This window comes from Nocardia sp. NPDC050697, from assembly GCF_040654395.1.
Lineage (GTDB): Bacteria > Actinomycetota > Actinomycetes > Mycobacteriales > Mycobacteriaceae > Nocardia.
The window spans coordinates 298,966-322,666 of the sequence record NZ_JBFAHY010000008.1 but is presented as its reverse complement, the minus strand read 5'-3'; the positions used below and the strand labels follow the sequence as shown (position 1 = coordinate 322,666).

19 protein-coding genes are annotated in these 23,701 nt (G+C 74.9%); 10 read left to right on the top strand and 9 right to left on the bottom strand.

What is annotated here, in order from left to right; translation table 11 throughout:
* The first annotated feature begins 76 nt into the window (after positions 1-76).
* The 3 genes from AB0H71_RS26735 to AB0H71_RS26725 are packed head-to-tail and all read left to right on the top strand — an operon-like array spanning position 77 to position 2,972.
* Positions 77-847, top strand: coding sequence for a deoxyribonuclease IV (locus tag AB0H71_RS26735; protein ID WP_357026214.1), 771 nt, complete (start codon positions 77-79; stop codon positions 845-847).
* The gene (locus AB0H71_RS26730; RefSeq protein ID WP_357026212.1) at positions 844-2,058 is read left to right on the top strand and encodes a CoA transferase; all 1,215 of its coding nucleotides are present in this window, start codon (positions 844-846) and stop codon (positions 2,056-2,058) included. Before AB0H71_RS26735 ends, AB0H71_RS26730 begins: the two co-directional genes overlap by 4 nt.
* The gene (locus AB0H71_RS26725) at positions 2,055-2,972 is read left to right on the top strand and encodes a hydroxymethylglutaryl-CoA lyase (RefSeq protein ID WP_357026210.1); all 918 of its coding nucleotides are present in this window, start codon (positions 2,055-2,057) and stop codon (positions 2,970-2,972) included. Before AB0H71_RS26730 ends, AB0H71_RS26725 begins: the two co-directional genes overlap by 4 nt.
* Before the next feature lie 89 nt (positions 2,973-3,061).
* On the opposite strand, the gene AB0H71_RS26720 is transcribed toward AB0H71_RS26725, so the two are convergent.
* Entirely contained in the window at positions 3,062-3,490 is a 429-nt protein-coding gene (locus AB0H71_RS26720) for a DUF1877 family protein (protein ID WP_357026208.1), read from the bottom strand.
* A 103-nt stretch (positions 3,491-3,593) separates the two neighbouring features.
* Between AB0H71_RS26720 and AB0H71_RS26715 the strand changes: the two genes are divergently transcribed.
* Together AB0H71_RS26715 and AB0H71_RS26710 are read left to right on the top strand one after the other, a co-directional pair.
* A complete protein-coding gene (locus AB0H71_RS26715; RefSeq protein ID WP_357026207.1) occupies positions 3,594-4,367 on the top strand; it encodes an ABC transporter ATP-binding protein in 774 nt (257 codons plus the stop codon).
* Positions 4,367-6,898 carry an FtsX-like permease family protein gene (locus AB0H71_RS26710; protein ID WP_357026205.1) on the top strand — a complete coding sequence of 844 codons (2,532 nt, stop codon included), beginning with the start codon at positions 4,367-4,369 and terminating at the stop codon, positions 6,896-6,898. Before AB0H71_RS26715 ends, AB0H71_RS26710 begins: the two co-directional genes overlap by 1 nt.
* Before the next feature lie 69 nt (positions 6,899-6,967).
* Here AB0H71_RS26710 and AB0H71_RS26705 read toward each other — a convergent pair whose 3' ends face one another.
* The 6 genes from AB0H71_RS26705 to proS form a co-directional block, all read right to left on the bottom strand.
* Complete coding sequence (locus AB0H71_RS26705) at positions 6,968-8,077, bottom strand: VWA domain-containing protein (protein ID WP_357026363.1); 1,110 nt, start codon at positions 8,075-8,077, stop codon at positions 6,968-6,970.
* Positions 8,078-8,109: 32 nt separating this feature from the next.
* The gene (locus AB0H71_RS26700; protein ID WP_357026203.1) at positions 8,110-8,247 is read right to left on the bottom strand and encodes a hypothetical protein; all 138 of its coding nucleotides are present in this window, start codon (positions 8,245-8,247) and stop codon (positions 8,110-8,112) included.
* Positions 8,244-10,673: a DUF5682 family protein gene (locus AB0H71_RS26695; RefSeq protein WP_357026201.1), complete on the bottom strand. Its 2,430-nt coding sequence runs from the start codon at positions 10,671-10,673 to the stop codon at positions 8,244-8,246. The genes AB0H71_RS26700 and AB0H71_RS26695 overlap by 4 nt, the downstream gene beginning before the upstream one ends.
* Entirely contained in the window at positions 10,670-11,770 is a 1,101-nt protein-coding gene (locus tag AB0H71_RS26690) for an AAA family ATPase (RefSeq protein WP_357026199.1), read from the bottom strand. The genes AB0H71_RS26695 and AB0H71_RS26690 overlap by 4 nt, the downstream gene beginning before the upstream one ends.
* Complete coding sequence (locus tag AB0H71_RS26685; RefSeq protein ID WP_357026196.1) at positions 11,767-14,604, bottom strand: DUF5691 domain-containing protein; 2,838 nt, start codon at positions 14,602-14,604, stop codon at positions 11,767-11,769. The genes AB0H71_RS26690 and AB0H71_RS26685 overlap by 4 nt, the downstream gene beginning before the upstream one ends.
* A gap of 114 nt (positions 14,605-14,718) precedes the next feature.
* A complete protein-coding gene (gene proS / locus AB0H71_RS26680) occupies positions 14,719-16,158 on the bottom strand; it encodes a proline--tRNA ligase (RefSeq protein WP_357026194.1) in 1,440 nt (479 codons plus the stop codon).
* A gap of 346 nt (positions 16,159-16,504) precedes the next feature.
* Here proS and AB0H71_RS26675 point away from each other — a divergent pair, with 346 nt between their 5' ends.
* From AB0H71_RS26675 to AB0H71_RS26660, 4 genes are all read left to right on the top strand, one after another.
* Positions 16,505-19,195: an AAA family ATPase gene (locus AB0H71_RS26675; RefSeq protein ID WP_357026192.1), complete on the top strand. Its 2,691-nt coding sequence runs from the start codon at positions 16,505-16,507 to the stop codon at positions 19,193-19,195.
* Positions 19,192-19,617, top strand: coding sequence for a hypothetical protein (locus tag AB0H71_RS26670; RefSeq protein ID WP_357026191.1), 426 nt, complete (start codon positions 19,192-19,194; stop codon positions 19,615-19,617). Before AB0H71_RS26675 ends, AB0H71_RS26670 begins: the two co-directional genes overlap by 4 nt.
* Before the next feature lie 149 nt (positions 19,618-19,766).
* The gene (locus AB0H71_RS26665) at positions 19,767-20,147 is read left to right on the top strand and encodes a YchJ family metal-binding protein (protein ID WP_357026189.1); all 381 of its coding nucleotides are present in this window, start codon (positions 19,767-19,769) and stop codon (positions 20,145-20,147) included.
* An 11-nt stretch (positions 20,148-20,158) separates the two neighbouring features.
* Positions 20,159-20,440 (top strand): SelT/SelW/SelH family protein, encoded by a 282-nt coding sequence (locus AB0H71_RS26660; RefSeq protein ID WP_357026188.1) that lies wholly within the window; start codon positions 20,159-20,161, stop codon positions 20,438-20,440.
* A 4-nt stretch (positions 20,441-20,444) separates the two neighbouring features.
* Here AB0H71_RS26660 and AB0H71_RS26655 read toward each other — a convergent pair whose 3' ends face one another.
* Positions 20,445-20,663, bottom strand: a complete 219-nt coding sequence (locus AB0H71_RS26655) for a zinc ribbon domain-containing protein (RefSeq protein WP_357026186.1) — start codon at positions 20,661-20,663, stop codon at positions 20,445-20,447.
* Between the two features lie 119 nt (positions 20,664-20,782).
* Here AB0H71_RS26655 and AB0H71_RS26650 point away from each other — a divergent pair, with 119 nt between their 5' ends.
* A complete protein-coding gene (locus AB0H71_RS26650; protein WP_357026361.1) occupies positions 20,783-22,375 on the top strand; it encodes a carboxylesterase/lipase family protein in 1,593 nt (530 codons plus the stop codon).
* On the opposite strand, the gene AB0H71_RS26645 is transcribed toward AB0H71_RS26650, so the two are convergent.
* On the bottom strand, positions 22,368-23,678 hold the full coding sequence (locus AB0H71_RS26645) for a cytochrome P450 (protein ID WP_357026184.1): 1,311 nt from the start codon (positions 23,676-23,678) through the stop codon (positions 22,368-22,370). The genes AB0H71_RS26650 and AB0H71_RS26645 overlap by 8 nt on opposite strands.
* Positions 23,679-23,701 lie beyond the last annotated feature (23 nt).

The following is a 23,701-nucleotide window of genomic DNA, read 5'->3' as shown; positions in this document are numbered from 1 at the left end:
ATCTCCCCGGCACCTCGGCGCGCAACATCGCTTTCGGCGGCCCCGCGTGTCGGTGCCGGTCGTTAGGGTGAGTCCTATGCGCATTGGAGCACACGTTCGCCTGGACAGCGATCCGATCGGCTTCGGTGAGAAACTCGGCGCCGAGGTGATTCAGCTTTTCGTCATCGATCCGCAGAGCTGGGACAAACCGGAGCCGCACCCGCGCGCCGAGGAGATCAGGGCCAGCCCGATCGACGTGGTGGTGCACTCGTCGTACCAGATCAACGTCGCCAGCCTGAACAACCGGCTGCGCATGCCCTCGCGCAACGCGGTGGCGCAGCAGGCGAAGGCCGCCGCCGAGCTGGGCGCCTTCGGGCTGGTGGTGCACGGCGGGCATGTGCGCTCGGACGCCGAGATCGAGGCCGGTATCACCAATTGGCGCAAGCTCTTCGAGCGGCAGCAGGAGAAGGGCGGCTTCGCGGTGCCGATCCTGATCGAGAACACCGCGGGCGGCAACCACGCCATGGCCAGGCACTTCGACTCCATCGCCCGGCTCTGGGACGCGGTCGGCGAGTTCGGCGCGGGCTTCTGCCTCGACACCTGCCACGCCTGGGCCGGCGGTGAGGAGCTGGTCGGCGTCGTCGACCGGATCAAGGCCATCACCGGCCGGATCGACCTGGTGCACCTGAACTCCTCCCGCGACGAGTTCGACTCCGGCGCCGACCGGCACGCGAATTTCGCCGACGGCACCATCGACCCGGAGCTGCTGGCCGAGGTGTGCCGCACCGCGGGCGCCCCGGTGGTGCTGGAGACCCCCGGCGACGGCCTCGCCGAGGACCTGGCCTACCTGCGCGAGCACGTGGGATGACCATCCGGCCGCTCGACGGGGTGCGCGTCCTGGAACTCGGCAACTACATCGCGGCGCCGACGGCGGGCCGGATCCTCGGCGACTTCGGCGCCGAGGTGATCAAGGTCGAGCGCCCGGGCGCCGGGGACGAGCTGCGCAACTGGCGGCTCTACGGCGGCGATACCTCGATGCTCTACCGCACGGTGAACCGGAACAAGAAGTCGATCACCCTCGACCTGCGCACCGAGGCGGGCAGGCGCACCGTGCTCGCCCTGGTCCGGGAGTGCGACGTGCTGCTGGAGAACTTCCGCCCCGGCATGCTGGAGAAGTGGGGGCTCGGGCCGGAGATCCTGAACGAGGCCAATCCGGAGCTGGTGCTCACCCGCATCTCCGCCTACGGGCAGACCGGGCCGCTCGCCGCGCGCCCCGGCTTCGCCGCGGTGGCGGAGGCGGTGGGCGGGCTGCGCGAGCTGGTCGGGGATCCGGATCGGCCGCCGGTGCGGGTCGGGGTGTCGATCGGCGATTCGATCGCCGGGATCTACGCCGCCTTCGGCACCGTCATGGCGCTCTTCCAGCGGGAGCGCACCGGCGGTGCGGTCCCGCTCGAGCAGCGGATCATCGATGTCGCGCTGAACGAGGCGATTCTCTCGGTGATGGAGTCGCTGGTGCCGGACTACCTCGCCTACGGCATCAACCGGCAGCGGGTGGGCGGGCGCATGGAGGGCATCGCGCCGAGCAATGCCTACCCGTGCGCCGACGGCACCAGCGTGATCATCGGCGGCAACGGCGACGCCATCTTCCAGCGCTACATGACGGTCATCGACCGGCTCGACCTCGCCGCCGACCCGGAGCTCCAGGACAACGCGGGCCGCTGGCGGCACCGCGAGCGGCTGGACGCCGCCATCGGTGAATGGACCATCCAGCGCTCCCGGCCGGAAGCGCTCGCCGTCCTGGAGGCGGCGGGGATTCCCTGCGGCCCCATCTACACCGCCGCCGATATCGTCACCGACGAGCAGTACCTGGCCCGCGACATGATCCAGCACTTCCCGGTCGACGTCGGCGAAGCCGAGCCGAGGCAGGTCGGTTTCCCCGGGATCGTCCCGGTGATCGGCGGGAAATCGCTCCCCATCCGCAATGTCGGCCCCGACCTGGGCGAACACACCCACGAGGTGCTCACCGCGCTCGGCCTCACCCCCGCCGAGATCGCCGAAGCGGCGGGTTCGGCGGGATGACCGACATCGTTCTCCGGGACGTCACGCTGCGGGACGGCCTCCAGCTCACCGGGAAACTCCTCCCGGTGGAGCGGAAACTGGAGATCGCCAGGAGCCTCCTCGCCCTCGGCGTCCCCGCCCTGGAGATCGGCTCCCTCGCCAGGGGCGACCTGGTCCCGCCCATGGCCAATACCCTGGAGCTCGTCGCCGAGCTCACCCCCGAGGAGCGCGCCCGCTGCTGGGTCTGGGTGGCCACCCCCCGCCACGTGGAGAAGGCAGCCGAGGCGGGCATCACGCACTTCCAGTACTGCTTCTCCGTCACCGACGAGCACAACCGCGCGAATATCGGCCGCGACACCGAGGCCAGCATCGCCGCCATGCCGGACGCCGTCCGCCTCGCCGAGCAAGCGGGCGGCGACATTCAGCTCACCCTGGCCACCAGCTTCACCTGCCCGTTCACCGGCCCGGTCGCGCCGGAGCGGGTGCTCGCCATCGCCGCCGACCCGCGCACCGACGGCGCCGCCGACATCGTCCTCGCCGACACCCTCGGCCAGGCGGGCCCGATGGAGGTCGCGGCCCTGGTCGGCGCGGTCCGCGGCACCACGCCGCACCGCCGCATCGTCTTCCACGGCCACGACACCTGGGGCATGGGCGTCGCGAACACCCTGGCCGCGATCCGAGCCGGCGCCACCGTGGTGGACGGGTCGCTCGGCGGCCTCGGCGGCTGTCCCTTCGCCCCCGGCGCGGGCGGCAATACCGCCAGCGAGGACATCCTCTTCGCCACCCGCCCGTCCTGGTTCACCCGGGCCACCCTCGCCGGGCTGGCCGAGCTCACCGACGCCCTGCTCACCGAACTCGGCGAACCGAACCGCTCCCGCACCGTCCAGGGCGCCCGCTCGACCACCACCGCCTTCCCCTGGGCGGCGCCGGGCTGACTTCCCGCCCGGGCCGCGTGGCCGCGGGCGGCGGTGCGCCGGCAGGGTAATGAGCGGCAGCCCGGACGGTGTGGGCAGCGGGCTGACCGCTACCCTTCCGCGCGGAGCAGCATCACCGCGCCCGTTCCGCGCTCCGCGGCGCCGGCGAAGAACCGGGTCAGCGCGGCGACGCACGCCGCGAGTGCCGAGGGGTCGGCGGGATCGATCCCCTCCTCCGCCATGCGCACCGGATCGTAGTGCCGGGCAACCAGTTCCGGGGCCACCCCGGACAGCGCGGCGGCGGCCTCGGCGACCAGCTCCGGGTACCAGGCGGCGAGCGTCTGCCCGGTGTCCAGCGGGTCGCCGTCCACCCTGAGGTCCACCGGGACCCCGGCCGCGTCCAGCAGGAACTGCACCGCTTCCCAGCGACTTCCGAGGTCGCAGCCGACGCGCACCGAACCGCGCAGCCACTCGGGATCGGCCACCCCGTGGTCCAGCTCCATGCTCGTCGCCGCGGCGAACGCCATCCTCGTACCCATCCCGGCGGACGATACCGCTGCCCGGCATACACCCGGAGGTGGTCCCTCCGCTCCGGGAAACCCCCGATGGCGTGCGCGCGCGAACGCGGGAACACTGGTTGCCATGACATCGCACGCCGTGAGCGCCGAACCGACCGAGCCGGGCACCGCGACCTCCGTCGCGGCCCGCGCCGTTGACCTGAGCAAGGTCTACGGCGCCGGAGACACCAGGGTCACCGCGCTCGACGGGGTGTCCGCGGATTTCGCCAGGGGCGAGTTCACCGCCATCATGGGGCCATCCGGGTCCGGCAAGTCCACGCTCATGCACTGCCTCGCCGGGCTGGATTCCGCCAGCTCCGGCACGGTCCGGATCGGTGACACCGACCTGACCGACCTCTCCGACGCGGAGATGACCAAGCTGCGCAGGGACCGCATCGGCTTCGTCTTCCAGGCCTTCAACCTGGTGCCGACGCTGACGGCGCTGGAGAACATCACGCTGCCGCTGGACATCGCGGGCCGCGAGGTGGACCGCGGCTGGCTGGACACCGTGCTCGGCAGGCTCGGCCTCGCGGACCGGCTGGAGCACCGCCCCAGCGAACTCTCCGGCGGCCAGCAGCAGCGCGTGGCCTGCGCCAGGGCGCTGGCCGGCAAACCGGACATCATCTTCGGCGACGAGCCCACCGGCAACCTGGACTCCCGCTCCTCCGGCGAGGTGCTGTCCATCCTGCGGGCCGCCGTCGACGAGTTCGGCCAGACCGTCGTGATCGTCACGCACGACCCGCGTGCCGCCTCCTACGCCGACCGGGTGGTCTTCCTCGCCGACGGCCGGATCGTGGACGAGCTCCGCGATCCGACCGCCGACTCGGTGCTGGACCGGATGAAGGCGCTGGAGAACTGATGTCGGGCAACCCCATGCGCAAGGTCGCCTTGCGCAATCTCGCCGCGCACAAGGTGCGGCTCGCGCTCACGCTGCTCTCGGTGGTGCTCGGCACGGCGTTCATCGCCGGGTCGTTCGTCTTCACCGACACGCTGCAGCGCACCTTCGACGGCATCTTCGCCGGCCAGGCCAAGGGCGTCGACGTGCGGGTGAGCCCGAAGAACCAGCAGTCCGTCGGGCTGCCGCAGAGCGTGGTCGACCGGATCGCCGCCCGCCCCGACGTGCGCGCGGTCGCGCCCGGCGTGAACGGCCCGGTGGTGCTGCTCGACCCGACCGGCAAGACCGCCGTGCAGACCGGCGGCGCCCCCAGCTTCGGCGAGTCCTCCCTGCCCGCCGACCGCGCGGTGGCCGAGCCGCTGGCCTTCACCCAGGGCGGGCCACCCACCCGGCCCGGCGAGTTCGCGATCAACACCGGCGGCGCCGAGCGCGCCGGGATCCAGGTCGGCGACCGCACCAAGGTGCTGATCCCGTCCCGCGGCGAGCCGATCGACGTCACCCTGAGCGGCGTCTACGAGCTGCCCGGCGGCACCGGCGGGCTGATCGCGCTGCAGTTCCCCGAGGACCAGGCCAGGCAGCTGTTCACCGACGGCACGCACGTCGCCTACGCCGATATCGCCGCGGCCGGGGTGCCCGCGGACGAGCTGCGCGACCGGCTCGCGCTGGAATTCGGCGGCGAGTACAAGGTGCAGAACGGCGACCAGGTGCGCGAGGACATGAAGGCGCAGGTCTCCGAGGCGCTCAACTTCCTCAACTACTTCCTGCTCGCCTTCGGCGCGATCGCGCTGATCGTCGGCACCTTCATCATCTACAACACCTTCTCCATGATCGTGGCGCAGCGGCTGCGCGAGCTGGCGCTGCTGCGCGCGGTCGGCGCGAGCAGCGGGCAGGTCGGGCGCTCGGTGGTGGCCGAGGCGCTGGTCATCGGCGTACTCGGCAGCGTGCTGGGGCTGGCCGGCGGCGTAGGGCTGGCGTTCGGGCTCTCCGCGCTGCTGAACGCCTTCGACGTCGGGCTGCCCACCGGGTCGCTCACGTTGCGGCCGCGCACCGTGCTGATCGGGCTCGCGCTCGGGCTCGCGGTCACCGTGATCAGCGCCTACGCCCCCGCCCGGCGGGCGGCGAAGGTGCCGCCGGTGGAGGCCATGCGCGCCGAATTCGCCACCTCCGGCGACTCGCTGCGCAACCGGACCATCGCCGGCGCGCTGCTCGCCGTCGCCGGGGCTGCGCTGGTGGTGATCGGCGCGCAGTACACCGGCGGCACCGCGGCCTCGACGGTCGGGGCCGGCGCGCTCGCGCTCATCCTGGCGGTGCTGCTGGCCGCGCCCGCGCTCTCCCGGCCGGTGGTCGGGGCGCTCGGCGTGCTCATGCGGCCGTTCGGCGCGGTCGGCGCCATGGCGCGGAACAACGCGCGGCGCAATCCGCGCCGGACCGCGGCGACGGCCTTCGCGCTCACCCTCGGACTCATGCTGGTCACCGCGATCGGCATGCTCGGCGCCTCCGCCAAGGCCAGTATCGGCGGCCTGGTGGACAAGGACGTGACCGCCGACTTCGTGCTGGCCGGGCCGCAGCAGATCGGGGTGCCGCTCGGCGCCACCGCCGCGGTGCGCGACGGGGTGCCCGACGCCGAGCAGGTGGTCGGGTTCCGCGGCGCGGTGGTGAAGATCGACGGCGACCAGGTGCCCGGCTCCTCCCCGGAGGGGGCGTTCGACCGGGTCATGCGGGTGAACCTGCTGGCGGGCACGGACACGCTCGGCGAGCGCGACATCCTGGTCTCCGAGAAGGAGCGCGAGGAGCGCGGCTGGAACCCGGGCCAGCAGGTCACCATCAACGGGCTGGACGGGACCGCGCTGCCGGTCACGGTGCGGGGCGTCTACCGGAACAGCCCGCTGCTCGGCGAGGTCATCCTCTCCCCGCAGCTCTACGAGCGGACCACGCCGGTCGCCTTCCGGGCCAATGTGGTGCTGCTGGTGCAGGCGAAACCGGGCACCGACCCGGCCGTGCTGCGCGCCGAGCTGGAGCGCGCCACCGAGCAGTTCGTGGTGGTGCAGGTGATGGACCGCGAGGAGTTCAAGGGGGAGCAGGGGCGGCAGATCGACACCATGCTCGCCATCCTCTACGGGCTGCTCGCGCTGGCCGTGGTGATTGCGGTGCTCGGCATCGTGAACACGCTCGCGCTCTCGGTGGTGGAGCGGCGCAGGGAGATCGGGATGCTGCGCGCGGTCGGCATGCTGCGGCCGCAGGTGCGCCGCACCATCTACCTGGAGTCCATGCTGATCGCGGTCTTCGGCGCGGTGGTCGGGCTGCTGCTCGGGCTCGGGCTCGGGGTCGGGTTCCTGCGCACGCTCCGCGATTTCGGGCTCGATCAGATCGCCGTCCCGTGGGGGCAGCTGGTGCTGGTGCTGGTCGGCTCCGCCGTGGTCGGGGTGCTGGCCGCGCTCTGGCCCGCGGTGCGGGCGGCGCGCACGCCGCCGCTCGCGGCGATCGCCGACGTGTGACGTCGCCGTAGTCGCCGCTGGGCCGTTGCGGGTGGCGCGGGCTTCGGCCCGCGCTCGCCGCGGCGCGGCTCAGCGGGGGGTGCCCGCCCAGCGGCTCACGTCCTTGCGGTCGAGGGCGGCGGCGAGCAGGTCGGGGAAGTGGTCGGGGGTGCAGGCGAAGGCGGGGACGCCGAGCGCCGCGAGCGCGGCGGCATTGTCGTGGTCGTAGGAGGGCGCGCCCTCGTCGGAGAGCGCGAGCAGGACGAGCACCTGGACCCCGGCCTCGGTCATGGCGCGGACCCGGCGCAGCATCTCCTCCCGCACCCCGCCCTCGTACAGGTCGGAGATGAGCACGAAGAGCGTGTCCGTCGGCTTGGTGATCAGCGACTGGCTGTAGGCGATGGCCCGGTTGATATCGGTGCCCCCGCCGAGCTGGGTGCCGAAGAGCACGTCGACCGGGTCGTCCAGGTGCTCGGTCAGATCCACCACCTCGGTGTCGAAGACCACCAGTGAGGTGCGCAGCGAGCGCATGGAGGCGAGCACCGCGCCGAAGACCGAGGCGTACACCACGCTGGCCGCCATCGAACCGGATTGATCGATGGCGAGCACCACCTCCCGGTGCACCGCCTGGCTGCGCCTGCCGTAGCCGATGAGCCGCTGCGGCACCACCGTCCGGTGCTCGGGGAGGTAGTGCGCGAGGTTGGCCCGGATGGTGCGGTCCCAGTCGATGTCCCGGTGCCGGGGGCGGGCGATCCGGGCGGCCCGGTTCAGCGCGCCGGAGACGGCGGCGACCGTCTTCGCCGCGATCCGCTCCTCGATCTGCTTCACCACCGCGGCGACCACGGTGCGCGCGGTGGCGCGGGTGGTCTCCGGGATCACCCCGTTGAGGCTGAGCAGGGTGCCGACCAGGTGCACGTCCGGCTCCACCGCCTCCAGCAGCTCCGGCTCCAGCAGCAGCTGGGTGAGGTCGAGGCGCTCGACCGCGTCGCGCTGCATGATCTCGACCACGCTGGTCGGGAAGTAGGTGCGGATATCGCCGAGCCAGCGCGCGACCCGGGGCGCCGAGGCGCCGAGCCCGCCGGAGCGCGGGCCCGAGGTCGGGTCGCCCGAGTCGTAGAGCGCGGCGAGGGCGCGGTCCATCGCCTGGTCGGATTGCCCGCCCGGGGTGCCGAGCTCGGATTCGGCGGCGGCGCCGAGCATGAGCCGCCAGCGGCGGGCGTGCGCGTCGTCGTTCACGCGGACGCCCCCGTGCCGCGCGGGCTGTGCGCGCCGGGGTCGGCGTGCGTACCGCGGAGGCGCCGCGGCCCGGCGGGTGTCGTGCGGGCTGGGCGGGCGGCAGCGGGGCCGCGCACCTGGGGGATCGTGCTCATGCCGGTGCTCCTGCGGGTTGAGCGGGGCTCGGGGCCGTCGCGAGGATGGTCAGGGCGGCGGTCAGGGCGAGTTCGCCGCGCTCGAGATCGATGGCGGCGGTCGCGCTCTCGGCTCGGGCGCCGCCGCGCACGGCGCGGCCGATGGCCCGCCGCTCGGGCTGCTCGAAGGCGCCGAAGGTGCGCCGGAGCAGCGGGAGTACCTCGGTGAACTGCTCGTCGCCGAGGCCGCGCACCCACTCGTCGACCAGGCGCAGCAGCTCGCGGTCGTGCACGAGCAGCAGCCCGCGCCCACCGAGGAAGCCGTCGATCCAGGCCGCCTTGGCCTGCGCGGTGCGCCCGACCGAGAGCGCCGCGCCGAGCCGCAGCGCGGACTCGGTGTCGTCGATCTCGCCGACATCGGCGAGCAGCCGCACCGCCCGCCCGGCCAGCGCGCCGTGCACATCGTCGCGGTCGGCGACCACGCGCAGCGCGGCCTGCCACTGCTCGATGCCGTCGGCGCCGGTGCGCAGCGCGGCGTTCGCGGCGTCGATCTGGTCGCGCAGCTTCTCGGCGGCCTCGGTGTCCAGCCCGGTGACGGCGCCGGGCAGCCCGGCACAGATCCGGACCAGGAGGCCGTCGGCCACCCGGCCGAGCGCGCTGACATCGGTGCCGCGCACGTCGCCGTAGCGCAGCGTGCGCAGCAGCCCGGGCAGGACGCCGAGCAGGTGCGTGACGTCGTGGTCCAGCGCGGCGACCGCGCCGAGCCGGGCGATCAGCCCGTCGGTGGCGGCGCCGAGCTCGGCGAGCAGCGCGGTGTCGAGCGCGGTGGCCAGGTCGGCGAGGGTGATGTCGGGGTTCGCGACGTGATCCAGGATCCTGGCCTCGGCGGCGGTACGCAGGGTGGTGCCCCAGCGCGAGGCCTCGATCACCGCGAGCGCGTACTCCGGCTCCCAGCACAGGGTCCAGGTCTCCCGGAAGGTGCCGGTGCCGCGGACCTGGCTCTGCGCGGGCACGCCCCACTCGATGCCGAGGACGAGCAGCCGGTGCAGCAGGTGCGAGCGGCGCAGCTCGCGCTCCTTGCGCAGGTCCAGGTCGAGGGTGCGGACGGTGGGCTCCTGCTTGAGCCGGAGCGTGCGGGCGGTGGCGGTGAGGTCGGCGGCGAGCGGGACCGTCGGGGTGTTCTCCGGGACCGAACCGAGCGCCTCGCCGATCACCAGCTCCTCGGCGATCAGCCGGACCAGCGTCTCGTCGCCGCCGCACATGACCGCGCGGACCGCCTCGGTGACCTCGGAGAGCCCCGCCAGCGGGCGGGCGCGGAGCGCGGCCAGGGTCTCGGCGAGCCGGGCCGCCTCGATCACGTGTGCGCTGGAGACCGGGAGGTCGTGGGCGCGCAGGACATTCGCGACCCGGGTGAGCCAGCGCACCACCGGGTGCTCGGTCTCGGTGAAGAGGTGGTGGTACCAGCCCGGCGAGGTGATGCCCGCGCCGTAGCCGGAGGCGGTGGCGAGCCGGGAGTGGGTCCACGGGACCCAGGTGCTCGCGGTCTTGACCTTCGGCAGGCCGGTGAGCAGGCGGGAGTCGGGGGCGGCCGGGCCGAGGGGGCCGTCCAGGGCGGGGGCGTGCCAGGCGCCGCACACCACCGCCAGGCGTTCGGCGCCCTGGCGCAGGGCCTTGCGCATGGTCTGGCGCATGTACGCCTCGCGGCGCAGGGTGGTGGAGTCCACCGGGATCGCGGTGAGGACGCGGGGCTCCGCCCCGCCCCCCGGCGCCTGGGCGGCGTCCCCCGGCCCCGCGGCCTCGGCATCGACGGGCCCAGATGGATGCGCATCGGCCGCCGGAAGGCCGGCGGGTGCCGTCGCCCCGTCGCTGGGTGGCGGGGTGTCGGCAAGGGCTGCCGCGGGGGCGCTGTCGTCGGGGGCCGCGGTCGCGCTCTTCGATGCTGGGTCGCCGGGTGGGGCGGGCTCGCGGAGGGCGCGCATGGCCTCGGTGATGGCGTCGAAGGCGCCGGAGTCGGCGGCCGACTCGACGACCGCGTCCCACCAGCGCTCGGCATCGTCGTAGCCCGCGGCGGCGGCGAGCTCGGCGAGCGGATCGCGGTGCTCGGCGGGTTCGTGCTCGCGGGCGGCGAGCACGTGGGTGGAGGGCAGGTCGCAGAAGCGGACGGGGACGTCGTGCTCGGCGCCGTAGCGCAGCGCCTGCCACTCGGGGGAGAAGGCGGCGAAGGGCCAGAAGGCGGCGCGGGCGGGCTCGCCCGGCACGTAGGCGAGCAGCGCCACCGGCGGCGCCATGCCATCGGCGCCGACGTAGCCGACCAGCGGGTCCGCGTCGGCGGGCCCCTCGATCAGGATGACGTCCGGCCGGAACTCGGCCAGCGCCGCGCGCAGCGAGCGCGCCGACCCGGGCCCGTGGTGCCTGATGCCGAACACCCGGGTCACGGCGGTGGTCATCCGGAGACCTCGCGGCAGGCGCGGTAGAAGTCGGCCCACTCCGGCCGCTCCCGCACCACGGCCTCCAGGTACTCGGTCCACACCACCGCGTCCGCCACCGGATCCTTGATCACCGAGCCGAGCACCGCGCCGGCGATATCCGAGGCGCGCAGCACCCCGTCGCCGAAGTGCGCGGAGAGCGCGATGCCATTGGTGAGCACCGAGATGGCCTCGGCGGTGGAGAGCGTCCCGGAGGGCGACTTGAGCTTGGTCCGCCCGTCCGCGGTGACCCCGGCGCGCAGCTCCCGGAACACCCGCACCACCCGCCGGATCTCCTCGGCCGCCGTCGGCACCGGCGGCAGCTCCAGCGCCGCGCCGAGCTCGGCGACCCGCCTGGTCACGATGGCGACCTCCTCGTCCTCGCCCGCGGGCAGCGGCAGCACGACGGTGTTGAAGCGGCGGCGCAGCGCGGAGGAGAGGTCGTTGACGCCGCGGTCCCGGTCGTTGGCGGTGGCGATGACGGTGAAGCCCTTGGCCGCCTGTACCTCGCTGCCCAGCTCCGGCACCGGCAGCGTCTTCTCGGAGAGCACCGTGATCAGCGCGTCCTGCACGTCCGAGGGGATGCGGGTGAGCTCCTCGATCCGGGCGATCTTCCCGCTGCGCATGGCGGTCATCACCGGCGAGGGAACCAGCGCGGCCTCGCTCGGCCCCTCGGCGAGCAGCCTGGCGTAGTTCCAGCCGTACCGGATGGCCTCCTCGGCGGTGCCCGAGGTGCCCTGCACCAGCAGCGTGGAGTCGCCGGAGACGGCGGCGGCGAGGTGCTCGGAGACCCAGGTCTTGGCGGTGCCGGGCACGCCGAGCAGGAGCAGCGCGCGGTCGGTGGCGAGTGTCGAGACCGCGACCTCGAGCAGGCGGCGCGGGCCGATGTACTTGGGGCTGATCGCGGTGCCGTCCGGCAGCACGCCGCCGAGCAGGTAGGTGACCACGGCTGCGGGCGAGAGCTCCCAGGAGGGCGGGCGCGGCCGGTCGTCGGCGGCGGCCAGCGCGGCCAGCTCGGCGGCGTATGCCTGTTCGGCGTGCGGGCGGAGCAGCCCGGTGTCGGTGGTGGGTGCGGTCATTGCAGCTCCTCGAGCATGGTCGAGCGGATGGTCAGGTCGCGGGCGAGCCGCTGGAAGGCATCGCCCCACGCGGCGTCGTCGCAGCGGTGTGCGGTGGCGGCGACGACCGGGGCGGCGTCGGGGGGCAGGTGCGCGGCCGCGGCGGCGAGCAGTGAGCGGTGCGCGGTGGGCATGGCGCCGGAGGCGCCCGGTCTGCGGGCGGCGGTCCTGGCCCGCTCGTGCAGCAGTAGCAGGACGTGGTGCGCCACCTGCTCCGGCCACGGGTGCTCGACGGCCGGGAGCAGCGCCTCCAGCTCGGAGAGCCAGGCGCCGTCCAGCCGGAGCAGCCTGGTGCTCCGCTCCGCCGCGGGCAGCAGCGCGAAGAGCTCGCGCCTGCGCAGCAGCGCCTGGTCGGTCGGGACCCCGGCGTCGAAGAGCGCCGCGGCCCACGCCCCGTCGCCCGCGGCGAGCGCGGCGTCCATCCAGCCGTCGAAGAGCGGCCTGCGGAACCGGTCGTCGAGCACGGTGGCGACCGCCCGCACCGGGGAGCCGAAGGCCTGCTCCCAGTGCGCCAGCGGGGTGGCCGCCACCAGCCTGCGCAGCAGCGCGGCGGTGTCGTCGGGCCCGCCCGACCAGCGGTAGCCGAACTCGGCGCCGCTCTCGGCGAGGCCGTCCCGCGTGGCGTCGGGGGGCAGCTGCGCGGGCAGCGCTAGCTCCAGCCGGGTGCCGCCGCGGACCGGCAGCCACCGCGCGGCGCGCTCCCGCATGCGCTCGGTGAAGGTCGAGCCGGGCAGCCGGGCCAGCAGCGCGGCCGCGGTCCGCCGGACGTCGCCGCGGCGCCCGGCCAGCGCCGTCTCCAGCAGCTCCTCGTCGGCCGGGGCGAGCCCGACGCCGAGGACCGCGAGCAGCTCGGCGGCCTGCGCCCCCGACTCGGTGGCCCAGCTGCCCGCGAGCAGCTCACGGGCCCGCGCCGGGTCGTCCCGGCGCAGCTCGCGCAGCAGGTTCCGGCGCGCGGCCGGCTTCCCGTACGCCCAGACCTCGGCGACCTCGGCCGACGAGACCCGGAAGTCGTTCCAGGACGGGTGCGCCGCCGCCAGCCAGCGGCCACGCGGCCCGGCCAGTCGGAGCAGCGGGCCGCGGTACTCCGGCAGCGTGCGGGCGTACTCCAGCAGCCGGACGCCGAGCGCGTCGGGTGCGCGGAAATCGCGCGGGGCCGCCGCCGCGAACCACTCCGGCAGGAAGGGGGAGCGGCCGCCGAGCAGCTTCGACAGCCGTTCGGCGGCGGCGCGCGGCAGCAGCGGGCGCTCGTCGTCCGCGGCGGGCTCCGGCAGCGCGGTGCTGCCCGCCCTGACCCCGCCGCGGTCGAGCAGGTCCTGCAACGCGGCTGCCGCGAGCAGCGCGGCGGCCGGGTCGGCGATCCGCGCCACGGCCCCGGCCACCGGGGCGGGCAGCCGGGTGGGGTCGAGCCCGCGCTGGGCGGTGCCGAGCAGCGCCACCGAGACCAGGTCGGCGGTCTCCGGCCCCGGCTGCGGCGGCTCCGGCGCGGGCAGCGCGGGGCCGAGCGGCTCGTCCGCGGGGTGCAGCTCGCCCGCCGCGAAGACCGCGACCGGCACCAGCCCCTCCGCGGTCCAGTCGCCGATCACCGCGACCGGGTGCCCGCCGGAGAGGGCGAGCAGCCGCCACGGCTGCTCGCCGGGGGCGATCGGCAGCGCGGTGCCGTCCGGCTCGGCGACCCACCAGCCGTTCGCGCCGGCCACCGGGATCACCGCGTTGAGCAGCACCGGCTGCGCCCGCAGCCACGGGTCGTCGGCGAGCGCGGCGGCGTACCCGCGCAGCGCCGCGTCGATCCGCCCGGCGCCGTCGGGCAGCGGCAGCGAGGTGACCGGGGTGTCGGCGCCGTGCCTGGTGCCCCACTGCACCCGCGGGTTCGCGGCGCCGGGGTAGTAGTGCAGGCTCGCCTCGGCCATGAAGCCGAGCCGGGGCGCCGCGCTCGCCGTCACCTGGCTGCCGAAGTTGTGCTCGACCAGCATGGCCCAGCGCCCGGAGCGCCTGCCGCGCAGCCAGGTTCGCCGGGTGTGCAGCCGCTCCTCCACGGTCGCGCGGGTGCCGAGCACCATCCACTCGTCGCGCACCGCGGGGCCGGAGCGCACGACCTCGGCGGCCATCGGGTAGCCGAGGTGCGCCCTGACCCCCGCGGCCAGCGGCTCGGGCAGCTCCGCCAGCCCGCGGTGCGCGGTGGCGAGCAGTTGCAGCCGGGCGTACTCGCGCAGCACCAGCCGGGGCCAGTCGGAGCGGCCCGCGGCGACGGCGGGCAGCCTGCGCAGCGCGGACGCCACCGCGGGCGCCTGCGCGTCCACCATGCGGGCCGCGATGGCCTCGAACCCGCGCACCCGATCGGCCCTGGCCAGCCCGGTGCGCACCTGGTCGGCGAGCCAGACCTCCAGCTCGGCCAGCCCGGCCGCCACCCGGGCCCTGCGCTGCTCGGTGCCCTCCGGAGCGGCGGGGCGGGCGGGGGTCGCGGTGGCCCGCGCGGCGCGGGCGGCGAGCCACTCGGTGGCGAAGGGCGGCAGCTCTCCGCGCTCCGGCACCTCCCCGGCCGACCAGGCCAGCAGCAGCGCCAGCGCGTGCTTGCAGGGGAACTTGCGGCTGGGGCAGGAGCAGCGGTAGGCAGGCCCCGCGAGATCCACCACCACCCGGTACGGCGTGCGCCCGCTGCCCGCGCAGGTACCGGCCAGCGTGGTGCCGTGCGCGGCGGTATCGCCCAGCTTGCCGCCGAGCCTCCGCGCGGCGGCGAGCGAGCTCTGGTCCGGCGCCGCCGCGGCCACCTGCTCCTCGCTCCAGGGCGTCGTGCCCACGCGGCTGCCTCCCGTGATCGTGCTCATCGGTATCCCCCCGATCCGGCCGATCGGCGGGTGCCGATCGCGTCGTCGGAAGCAGTTCTATACCAGTGCACCGACAGGCGGCGGTGCCTAGTACGCGCGGCCGAATATCACCCGTTTGCCGTACGCCGACGGCGCCCCGCAGCGCACGCAGCCCCCGCTCGCGGGCTCGCCCTCGAGCGGCACGCAGCGCGGGGTGGCGGCGGTCCGCGCCTTGATCTCGTCCTCGCAGGCGGCCGCGCCGCAGTGCAGCGCGAGCGCCCAGCCGGTGCCGACGGCGGCGGCGAAATCGTCCCAGCCGTCGACCACGTGGGTGTGCTCGTCCCGGAAGGCGGTGGCCCTGGCCAGCAGGAAATCCTGGAACTCGGCGAGCACGCCGGGCAGCACCCCTGGCAGCGCGTCGATCGGCATCGCGCGCTTGCCCTTGCCGCCGAGCCGCTCGACCAGCACGGCGGTCCCCGACTCCAGATCGCGCGGGCCGAGCTCGAGCCGGAGCGGGACGCCGCGCAGCTCCCACTCGTTGTACTTGAAACCGGGGCTGAGCTGCGGCCTGGCATCCACGTGGGTGCGGATGCCCGCGGCCCGCAGCCGGGCGGCAAGCTCGTCGGCGGCCCGCTCGACCTCGGCATTGCCGCCGCGCGTGACCGGCACGACGACCACCTGGTACGGCGCCAGCCGGGGCGGCAGTACCAGCCCCCTGTCGTCGCCGTGGGTCATCACGATGCCGCCGATCATCCGGGTGCTCATGCCCCAGGAGGTGGTGTGGCACAGCTCTTCCCGGCCCGCGTCGCCGGTGTAGCGGATGCCGAAGGCGGCGGCGAAGTTGGTGCCCATGTAGTGCGAGGTGCCCGCCTGCAGTGCGCGGCCGTCGCGCATCATGCCCTCGATGGTGTAGGTGGCGACGGCGCCCGCGAAGCGCTCGCCCGGAGTCTTCTCGCCCGCGATCACCGGCATGGCGGCGAGATCGCGCGCCACCTCCCGGTACAGCCCGAAGGCGAGCAGCGTCTCGCGCCTGGCGTCGGCCTCGTCGACGTGCGCGGTGTGCCCCTCCTGCCACAGGAACTCGGTGGTGCGCAGGAACATCCGGGGCCGCAGCTCCCAGCGCACCACGTTCGACCACTGGTTCAGCAGCAGCGGCAGATCGCGGTGCGAGGTGATCCACTTGGCCATCATCTCGCCGACGATGGTCTCCGAGGTCGGCCGGACCACCAGCCGCTCCTCCAGCTCCTTGCCGCCCGCGTGCGTGACCACCGCCAGCTCCGGCGCGAAGCCGTCGACGTGCTCGGCCTCGCGGGCCAGGAAGCTCTCCGGGATGAACAGCGGGAAGTAGGCGTTCTCGTGGCCGGTGTCTTTGATCCGGCGGTCCAGCTCCTCCTGGAGCCGCTCCCAGAGGCGGTAGCCGTACGGTCGGATGACCATGGTGCCCCGCGCCGGGCCGCGGTCGACGAGCGCGGCCTTGAAGACCACCTCGTTGTACCAGGCCGCGAAGTCCGCACTCGGTGCGGTCACACCACGTTCATCCCGCGTCATGGACGCACAGACTAGCCCGCGGCGATGTGGCCGCCGCCCCGGCCACCGCGCGGCTATCGGAAAGGGCTGCGCGCGAGCAGGTTTCGCACGGCTCCGCTGATCTTGCGTCCGGGCGGCCACTCTGGCATTCTGACCTGTTCGGCTGTGCCGGACCACCCGGTATTTCTCGGCCCGGGTGCGGACACATCGAGCTGCCCGCCGGGGCTGGCGAGGGGTGGACATCGAGCGCGGTCGCGTCGTTCGATGGCCAATTCCATCTCCGCGCGGGCAGGTTCGTCCCCGCGCAGCGCCGCTCCCGCCATCGGGTAGCGTTCGGCACGATTCCGGTCGTGCGGGAGGGGGCGGGATGCGAACCGAGACGGACGACGCCACGGGGTCGCTCGCGCGCCTGCTGGAGGACGGGCCCGCCGCCGACCCCGAGGTCGTCGCCGTCGTCCGGACCGCGCTCGACGATCTCGAGCGACCCGCCGCCGCGCACGCTCCCCGGCACGACGGAATCTACCTGCGTGGCATCGCCGTTCGCGGTTTCCGCGGCATCGGCAGGGAGAGCGTGCTGCGGCTCTCGCCCGGCCCGGGGCTGACGCTGGTGGTCGGGCGCAACGGCAGCGGCAAGTCGAGCTTCGCCGAGGCCGCCGAGCTCGCGCTCACCGGAGCCAACCGGCGCTGGGAGGGGCGCTCCGCGGCCTGGCGCGAGGGCTGGCGCAACCTGCACGCCCCCGGCGAGACCAGGATCGCGCTGGACCTGCTCACCGCGGGCAGCCCGGCCGAGATCCGGGTGCGCGCCGCCTGGGCCGCCGAGGCCGAGCTCACCGAGCCGGAGTGGACCGAGCAGCGCGGCACCGCGGCCCCGGCGCCGTTCGACGTCGACACCTGGTCGGCGCTGCTCGCGCTGCACCGCCCGTTCCTCTCCTACAGCGAGCTCGGCTCGCTCATCGACGGCAGGCCGAGCGACCTCTTCGACGCGCTGCACCGGCTGCTCGGGCTGGACGAGCTGACCGCCGCCCAGGAGCGCGTCCGCGCCCGCAGGCTGACGCTGGAGCGCGCCGCGCGGGCCTCGCGGGCGCTGCGCACCGAGCTCGCGGGGGCGCTGGAGCGCACCGCCGACCCGCGCGCCGTCGAGCTCGCCGCGCTGCTGCGCACCCCCGACCCCGAGGTCGGCGCGGTGGAGGCCGCGCTGACCGGCGCCGACGACACCGCCGATGTGGCCGGGCTGCGCGGGCTGGTCCGGCTGGCGGTGCCCGCGCCGGTGGTGGTGCGCGCGGCGGTGCAGCGGCTGGAGCGCGCGGGCGCGGAGGTCGCGCGGTACGCCACCGGGAACGCCGAGACCGATCTGCGCACCCTGGAGCTGCTGCGCCGGGCCCGCGCGCACGCCGGGGACGCGGACTGCGTCTGCCCGCTCTGCGGCGCCGGGCAGCTGGACGCCGCCTGGCGCGCCGCCACCGACGGCACCATCGGCGAGCTCGCGGCCAGGGTGGCCGGGCTCGCCGAGGCCCGCGCCGAGCTGCGCCGGGCCGCCGCGGCGCTGCGCAGCCTGCCGCAGCCGGTGCCCGCCGAGCTGGTCGCGCCCGGCCGCCGCCCGGTGGACACCGCCGCGGTCGTCGGGGCCTGGACCCGCTGGGCCGCGCTGCGCTTCGACGACGGCGCCGACGACGACCCGGCGCTGCCGGAGCGGGTGCGCACCGCCTACACCCGGCTGGTGGACGAGCTGGAGCACGTGCGCCGCGGCACCCGCACCGAGCTGGAGCGGCTGGACGAGGTCTGGGCCCCGCTGGTGCCCCGGCTCACCGCCTGGCTCACCGGCGCCAGGCTGGTCGAGGCGGACGCCGCCGAGCTGCGCACGGTGAAGCGCGCCGAGGAGTGGCTCAAGACGGCCGCCGGGATCCTGCGCGACGAGCGGATGGCGCCGCTGCAGGAGACCGCGCGCTGGGTCTGGCAGACGCTGCGCCAGCAGAGCAATGTGGAGCTGGGCGCGGTCCGGCTCCAGGGCAGCGCGGGCACCGCGCGCCGGGTGCTGCTCGACGTCACCGTGGACGAGGTGGACGGCGCCGCGCTCGGCGTCATGAGCCAGGGCGAGCTGCACGCGCTGGGGCTCTCGCTCTTCCTGCCGCGGGCCACCGCCGAGCGCAGCCCGTTCCGCTTCGTGCTGATCGACGACCCGGTGCAGGCCATGGACCCGGCCAAGGTGGACGGGCTGGCCACGGTGCTCGCGGAGGTCGCGCGGAGCAGGCAGGTCGTGGTCTTCACGCACGACGAGCGGCTGGCCGAGGCGGTGCGCCGGATGCAGCTGGACGCCAGGGTGCTGGAGGTGCAGCGCCGCGAGCGCTCGGTGGTGGAGGTGCGCACGGTGAGCGACCCGGTGCGCCGCTACCTCGCCGACGCGCGCTCGCTCATGCACACCAGGCAGCTGCCGCCCGCCATCGCCACCGAGCTGGTCGCCACCTGCTGCCGCTCCGCGCTGGAGGCGGCCGGGCTGGCCAGGGCGCGGCGCTCGCTGCTCGCGGCCGGGATGACGCACGACGAGGTGGAGCGCCGGGTCTCGGCGGCGCAGACCACGCGGGCCATGGTCGCGCTCGCCGTCATGGGCGTGGACGGCAGGGTCGACGACCTGAACGCGCACCTGGCCGCCACCGAGGGCGGCTGGGCCGTCGAGGTGCTTCGCGACGCCACCGCGGGCGCGCACGTCCCGATCGGCCGGAGCATGCGCGCGCTCATCGCCGATACCGAGCGGCTGATCGCCCGGCTCGCCGCCGACCTCGACGGCAGTATCGACCGCGCCCCGGGGCGCACCGCGGCACCGAACGGCGGCGCCGGATACCGCGCGGAGAGCGGGCGTTCCGAGCCGCCCGGCGGCTTCCGGAAGCAGGACCGGCGCGGGGACGGGCAGCGCGACGGCGGTACCGGCGGGCCGGGCGAGCGCGGCGCCGGGCAGCGGGGCGGGGGTGCTGCCGACGGCGTGCGCCGTCCGGCCGCCGAGCAGCGCGGGCGCGGCGATGCCGGGGCGCAGCGGCGCAGGCAGAGCCCGCCCCGGAGCCGATGACCGGCGATCCCGCGCGCCGCAGCAGGCAGCGCGCGCGCAATCGCGAGCGCGGCGCCCCGCGGCCGACGATCGCCGAACGCTTCGAGGCCGCCGACCACCTGCTGGCGGGCACCGTGACCGACGCGGGCGGCGTCTGGTCCCGCGCCACCTCGTGGATCCTGCGGCTCGCCGTCGAGCAGGCGGTGGACGAGCTGTGGGCGCGCCGGGAACCCGCGCTCGCCCGCTGCCCCATGCGGGCGCAGCTGCTCGCGCTGCGGCTGCACGCGGGCCAGGAGCTGGCCGCCCGGATCGCGGCGGTCTGGACCGCGCTCTCCCGTGCCGCGCACCACCACGACTACGAACTCGCCCCCTCCGTCACCGAGCTGCGGCGCTGGCGCGAGCAGGCGGAGGAGTTCGCCGAGGCCCTCGCGGCGCTGACCTGAGCCGGGCCGTGGCGGCCGGCCACCCGGTGCGGGCGCGAGGCTCCGGGCGTACCCGCGTGGGCACGAGGCGCCGGGCGTGCCCCGCGCGGGCACGAGGCGCCGGACCTGCCCGCGCGGTCGTGAGGCTTCGCCGTGCGACGATGACCGGCATGGCGGTGCGATGCCCGTGCGGGCGCGGCGAACCCTACGACGAGTGCTGCGGCCCGCTGCTGGCGGGCGAACGCAAGGCCGCGACCGCGGAGGCGCTCATGCGCTCCCGCTACACCGCCTTCGCCGTCGGCGACAGCGGCTACCTGCTGCGCTCCTGGCATCCGCGCACCCGGCCGGACTCGATCGACCTCGACCCGGAGATCCGCTGGCGCTTCCTGGAGATCCTGCGCACCGAGCGCGGCGGCCCCTTCGACCCGGACGGCGTGGTGGAGTTCGCGGCGCACCACCGCGATCCGGCAGGCAGCCACGTGCTGCGCGAGGTCAGCCGCTTCGAGCGGGTGGACGGCGCCTGGCACTACCTGGACGGCGTGGTCGGGTAGCGTCGGCCCGCATGGCGCGTGTGGCGATCGAATACTGCACCCAGTGCCGCTGGCTGCTGCGCGCGGCCTGGATGGCGCAGGAGCTGCTGAACACCTTCGGCACCGACCTGGACGAGGTCGCGCTGGTACCGGGCACCGGCGGCGTCTTCCGGATCACGGTGGACGCCGAGCAGATCTGGGAGCGCAAGGCCGACGGCGGCTTCCCCGACGTGGCGCAGCTCAAGCAGCGGGTGCGCGACCGGGTCGCCCCCGGCCGTGATCTCGGCCACCTGGACCGCGACAAGAACTCCTGACCCGCTACCGGCAGCACCCGCCGCCGCAGCACCCGCCACCACTGGGCGCGGCGGGCATCGGCGCGGCCGCGCTCGGCGCGCCGACGGTCCCGAAGGTGGTGAGCAGCTTGACCGTATCGGCGTGCCCGGCCGGGCAGTCGGCCGGATCGCCGGAGCGCGCCATCGGGCGCGAGACCTCGAAGGTGTCCCCGCAGCTGCGGCAGCGGAACTGGTAACTCGGCATAGCGCAAGGGTAACGGGTGGCGCGAGTAACCGTTTGGAACTCCCCTCCGGACGTACCCTCGAAGGGACGATCATGCCTTTTCGGTGATCGGCGCAGGTCAGGAGGTACAGAGCATGACAATGGAGATCGAGACCGGCCGGGAGTACGCGGCCGCCGTCGACGCCAGCGACCATCCGCCCGCCGAGCCCGTCGTCCGCACGAGCCACGGCCTGGTCCGCGGCACCACCTCCGGATCGGTGGCGGTGTGGCGCGGCATCCCCTACGGCGCACCGGTGACCGGCCCCGACCGCTTCCGCGCACCGCGCCCGCCCGAGCCGTGGGCGGGGGAGCGCCCCTGCACCACCGTCGGCGATGTGGCGCCGCAGACCATGGGCACCATGGTCCCGGTCGCGGGCGGGCTGCGCATGGGCGAGGACTGCCTCTGGCTGAATGTCTTCGCGCCGGGGCACCCGCGCCGGGACGCCGAGCCGCGCCCGGTGATGGTCTGGCTGCACGGCGGCGCGTACTGCCTCGGCACCGCCGCCCAGGAGATCTACGACGGCCGCAGGCTGGCCGAGTCCGGCGACGTCGTGGTGGTCACGGTGAACTACCGGGTCGGCGTGCTCGGCTTCCTCGACCTCTCCGCGCTCGGCGCCGGCTTCGTGCCGAACCTGGGGCTGCACGACCAGATCGCCGCGCTGGAGTGGGTGCGGGAGAACATCGCCGAGTTCGGCGGCGACCCGGGCAATGTCACGCTCTTCGGCGAGTCCTCCGGCGGCGGCTGCGTCACCGCGCTGCTCACCGCGCCGCGCGCGGAGGGGCTGTTCCACAAGGCCATCGCGCAGAGCCCGCCCGCCACCACGGTCTTCGGGCAGGAGCGCGCGGCCAAGGTGGCGCACCGCTTCCTCGACCTGCTCGAGCTACCCGCGCAGCGCGCCGCCGAGCTCACCGAGCTGCCCATCCAGCGGCTCGCCCAGGTGGCGGGGGTGCTCTTCGACGAGGTGCCGGTGGCCGAGCCGGGCAGGCTGGCCGCCGCACCGGTGGTCGACGGCGAGCTGCTGCCCGGCTACCCGGTGGAGCGCTTCGCGAGCGGGGAATCGCTGCGGGTGCCGCTGGTGATCGGCAGCAACAAGGACGAGGCATCGCTCTTCCGGCTCTTCCGCTCGCCGATCATGCCGGTGACGCCGGACGCGGTGAACGCCATGCTCCGCGATATCTCCGCCTCGCACCCCGGGCTCGGCCCCGAGCGGCTGGCCGAGATCACCGCCGCCTACCCGGATATCGCGACCGCGCGCGGCGCGCTCGCCATCTCCACCGACGCCGCCTTCCGGATGCCGGCGCGCTGGGTGGCGGACGGCCACGCGCAGCACTCGCCGACCTTCGTCTACCGCTTCGACCACGCCACCCCGATGCTGCGCGCGGCCCGGGTCGGCGCGGGCCACGCCACCGAACTGCCGTACCTCTTCGGCAATTTCGGCACCTTCGACCACGACCCGACCTTCTGGCTCGGCGGCAGGCGCGCGGCGCTGGCGGTCTCCGGCCGGATGATGCGGCGCTGGGCGGCCTTCGCCGAGCACGGCGTGCCCACTGCCCTGGACGGCTCCAAGCACTGGCCGCCCTACCGCCCGGAGACCAGGCCGACGCTGCTCATCGACGCCATCGACCGCATGGTCGACGACCCGGACGGCCACCTGCACACCGCGTGGGGGCCGCAGGCCGTCGGCTTCAGCTGACCGGCTGCGGCACCGCGCGCGGCGCGCGCCTGCCCAGCCGCACCGGCAGCGCCCGGTACCCGTGCAGGGTGAAGAGCTGCCGGTGCTGGAGCGCGCCGTCCAGCGCGAGGTCGGGGAAGCGCTCGAAGAGCGAGCGCAGCGCGAAGACGCCCTCCATCCGGGCCAGGCTGGCGCCGAGGCAGACGTGGATGCCGTTGCTGAAGGTCAGGTGCTCGCGCGCGTTCTCCCGGCCGACGTCGAAGCGGTCCGGGTCGGTGAAGACCGCCGGGTCGCGGTTGGCGCCGGCCAGCGAGACCACGACGGTGGAGCCAGCGGGCAGCCGCACCCCGGCGACCTCGACGTCCTCCAGCGCGGTGCGCGCGGTGGTCTGCACCGGCGGGTCGATGCGCAGGATCTCCTCGATGGCGTTCGGCCACAGCTCCGGCTCGGCGCGCAGCCTGGCCAGCTGCTCGGGGTGCTTCGCCAGCTGCACCACGCCGTTGCCGATGAGGTTCACCGTGGTCTCGAAGCCGGCGCCCATGAGCAGGCTGGCGGTGGCGGCGAGCGCGTAGTCGTCCAGGTCGCCCGTGCTCACCAGGGTGCTCAGGATGTCGTCGCCGGGCTCGGCGCGGAGCCGGCCGATGTGCTCGGAGAGGTAGCCGTCCATGACCGTCATGGCCCGGAGCGCGGTCCGGTAGTCCCGCCAGGAGATGCCGATGTCGAGCAGCGGCGTCATGGTGTCGCCCCACTGCAGGAAGCGGTCCTGGTCGGCGTCGGGGAAGCCGAGCATCTCGGAGATGATGGCGATCGGCACCCGGGAGGCGAAGCCCTCGATCAGGTCGACGCGGCCGTCGTCCGGCAGCCCGTCCAACAGCTCGACGGTCACCGTCTCCACTCGTTCGCCCAGCTTGCGCACGGCGCGCGGAGTGAAGGCCGAGGCCACCGGCTTGCGCATGCGGGTGTGCTCCGGCGGGTCGATCACCAGCATGGAGGGCGGCTCCACCGGATTGGCCGGCACGTGCGCCGCGTCGGTGATCCAGCGCAGCCCGCGCGGCGTGGCGACGCCCGCGGGGTCGCGCACGCCGAACCGGCTGTCGCGCAGGATGCCGCGCACCACCTCGTGGTCGAAGCTGGCCCAGGCGATCCGGGTGCGCTGCAGCGGGCCGTCGCCACGCATCCGCTCGATCAGCTGATATGGGTCGCTGACCCCGGCGGGGCTGCCGATCAGCTCGGCGAACCGGTCGCCCTGCTTCGCGGCGGCGCGCACCGCGTAGCGCGGCAACCCGTGATCGGACAGCCACCGGAACCAGTACTGGGGCTTCATGGTGCGACCTCGCAATCACCTCG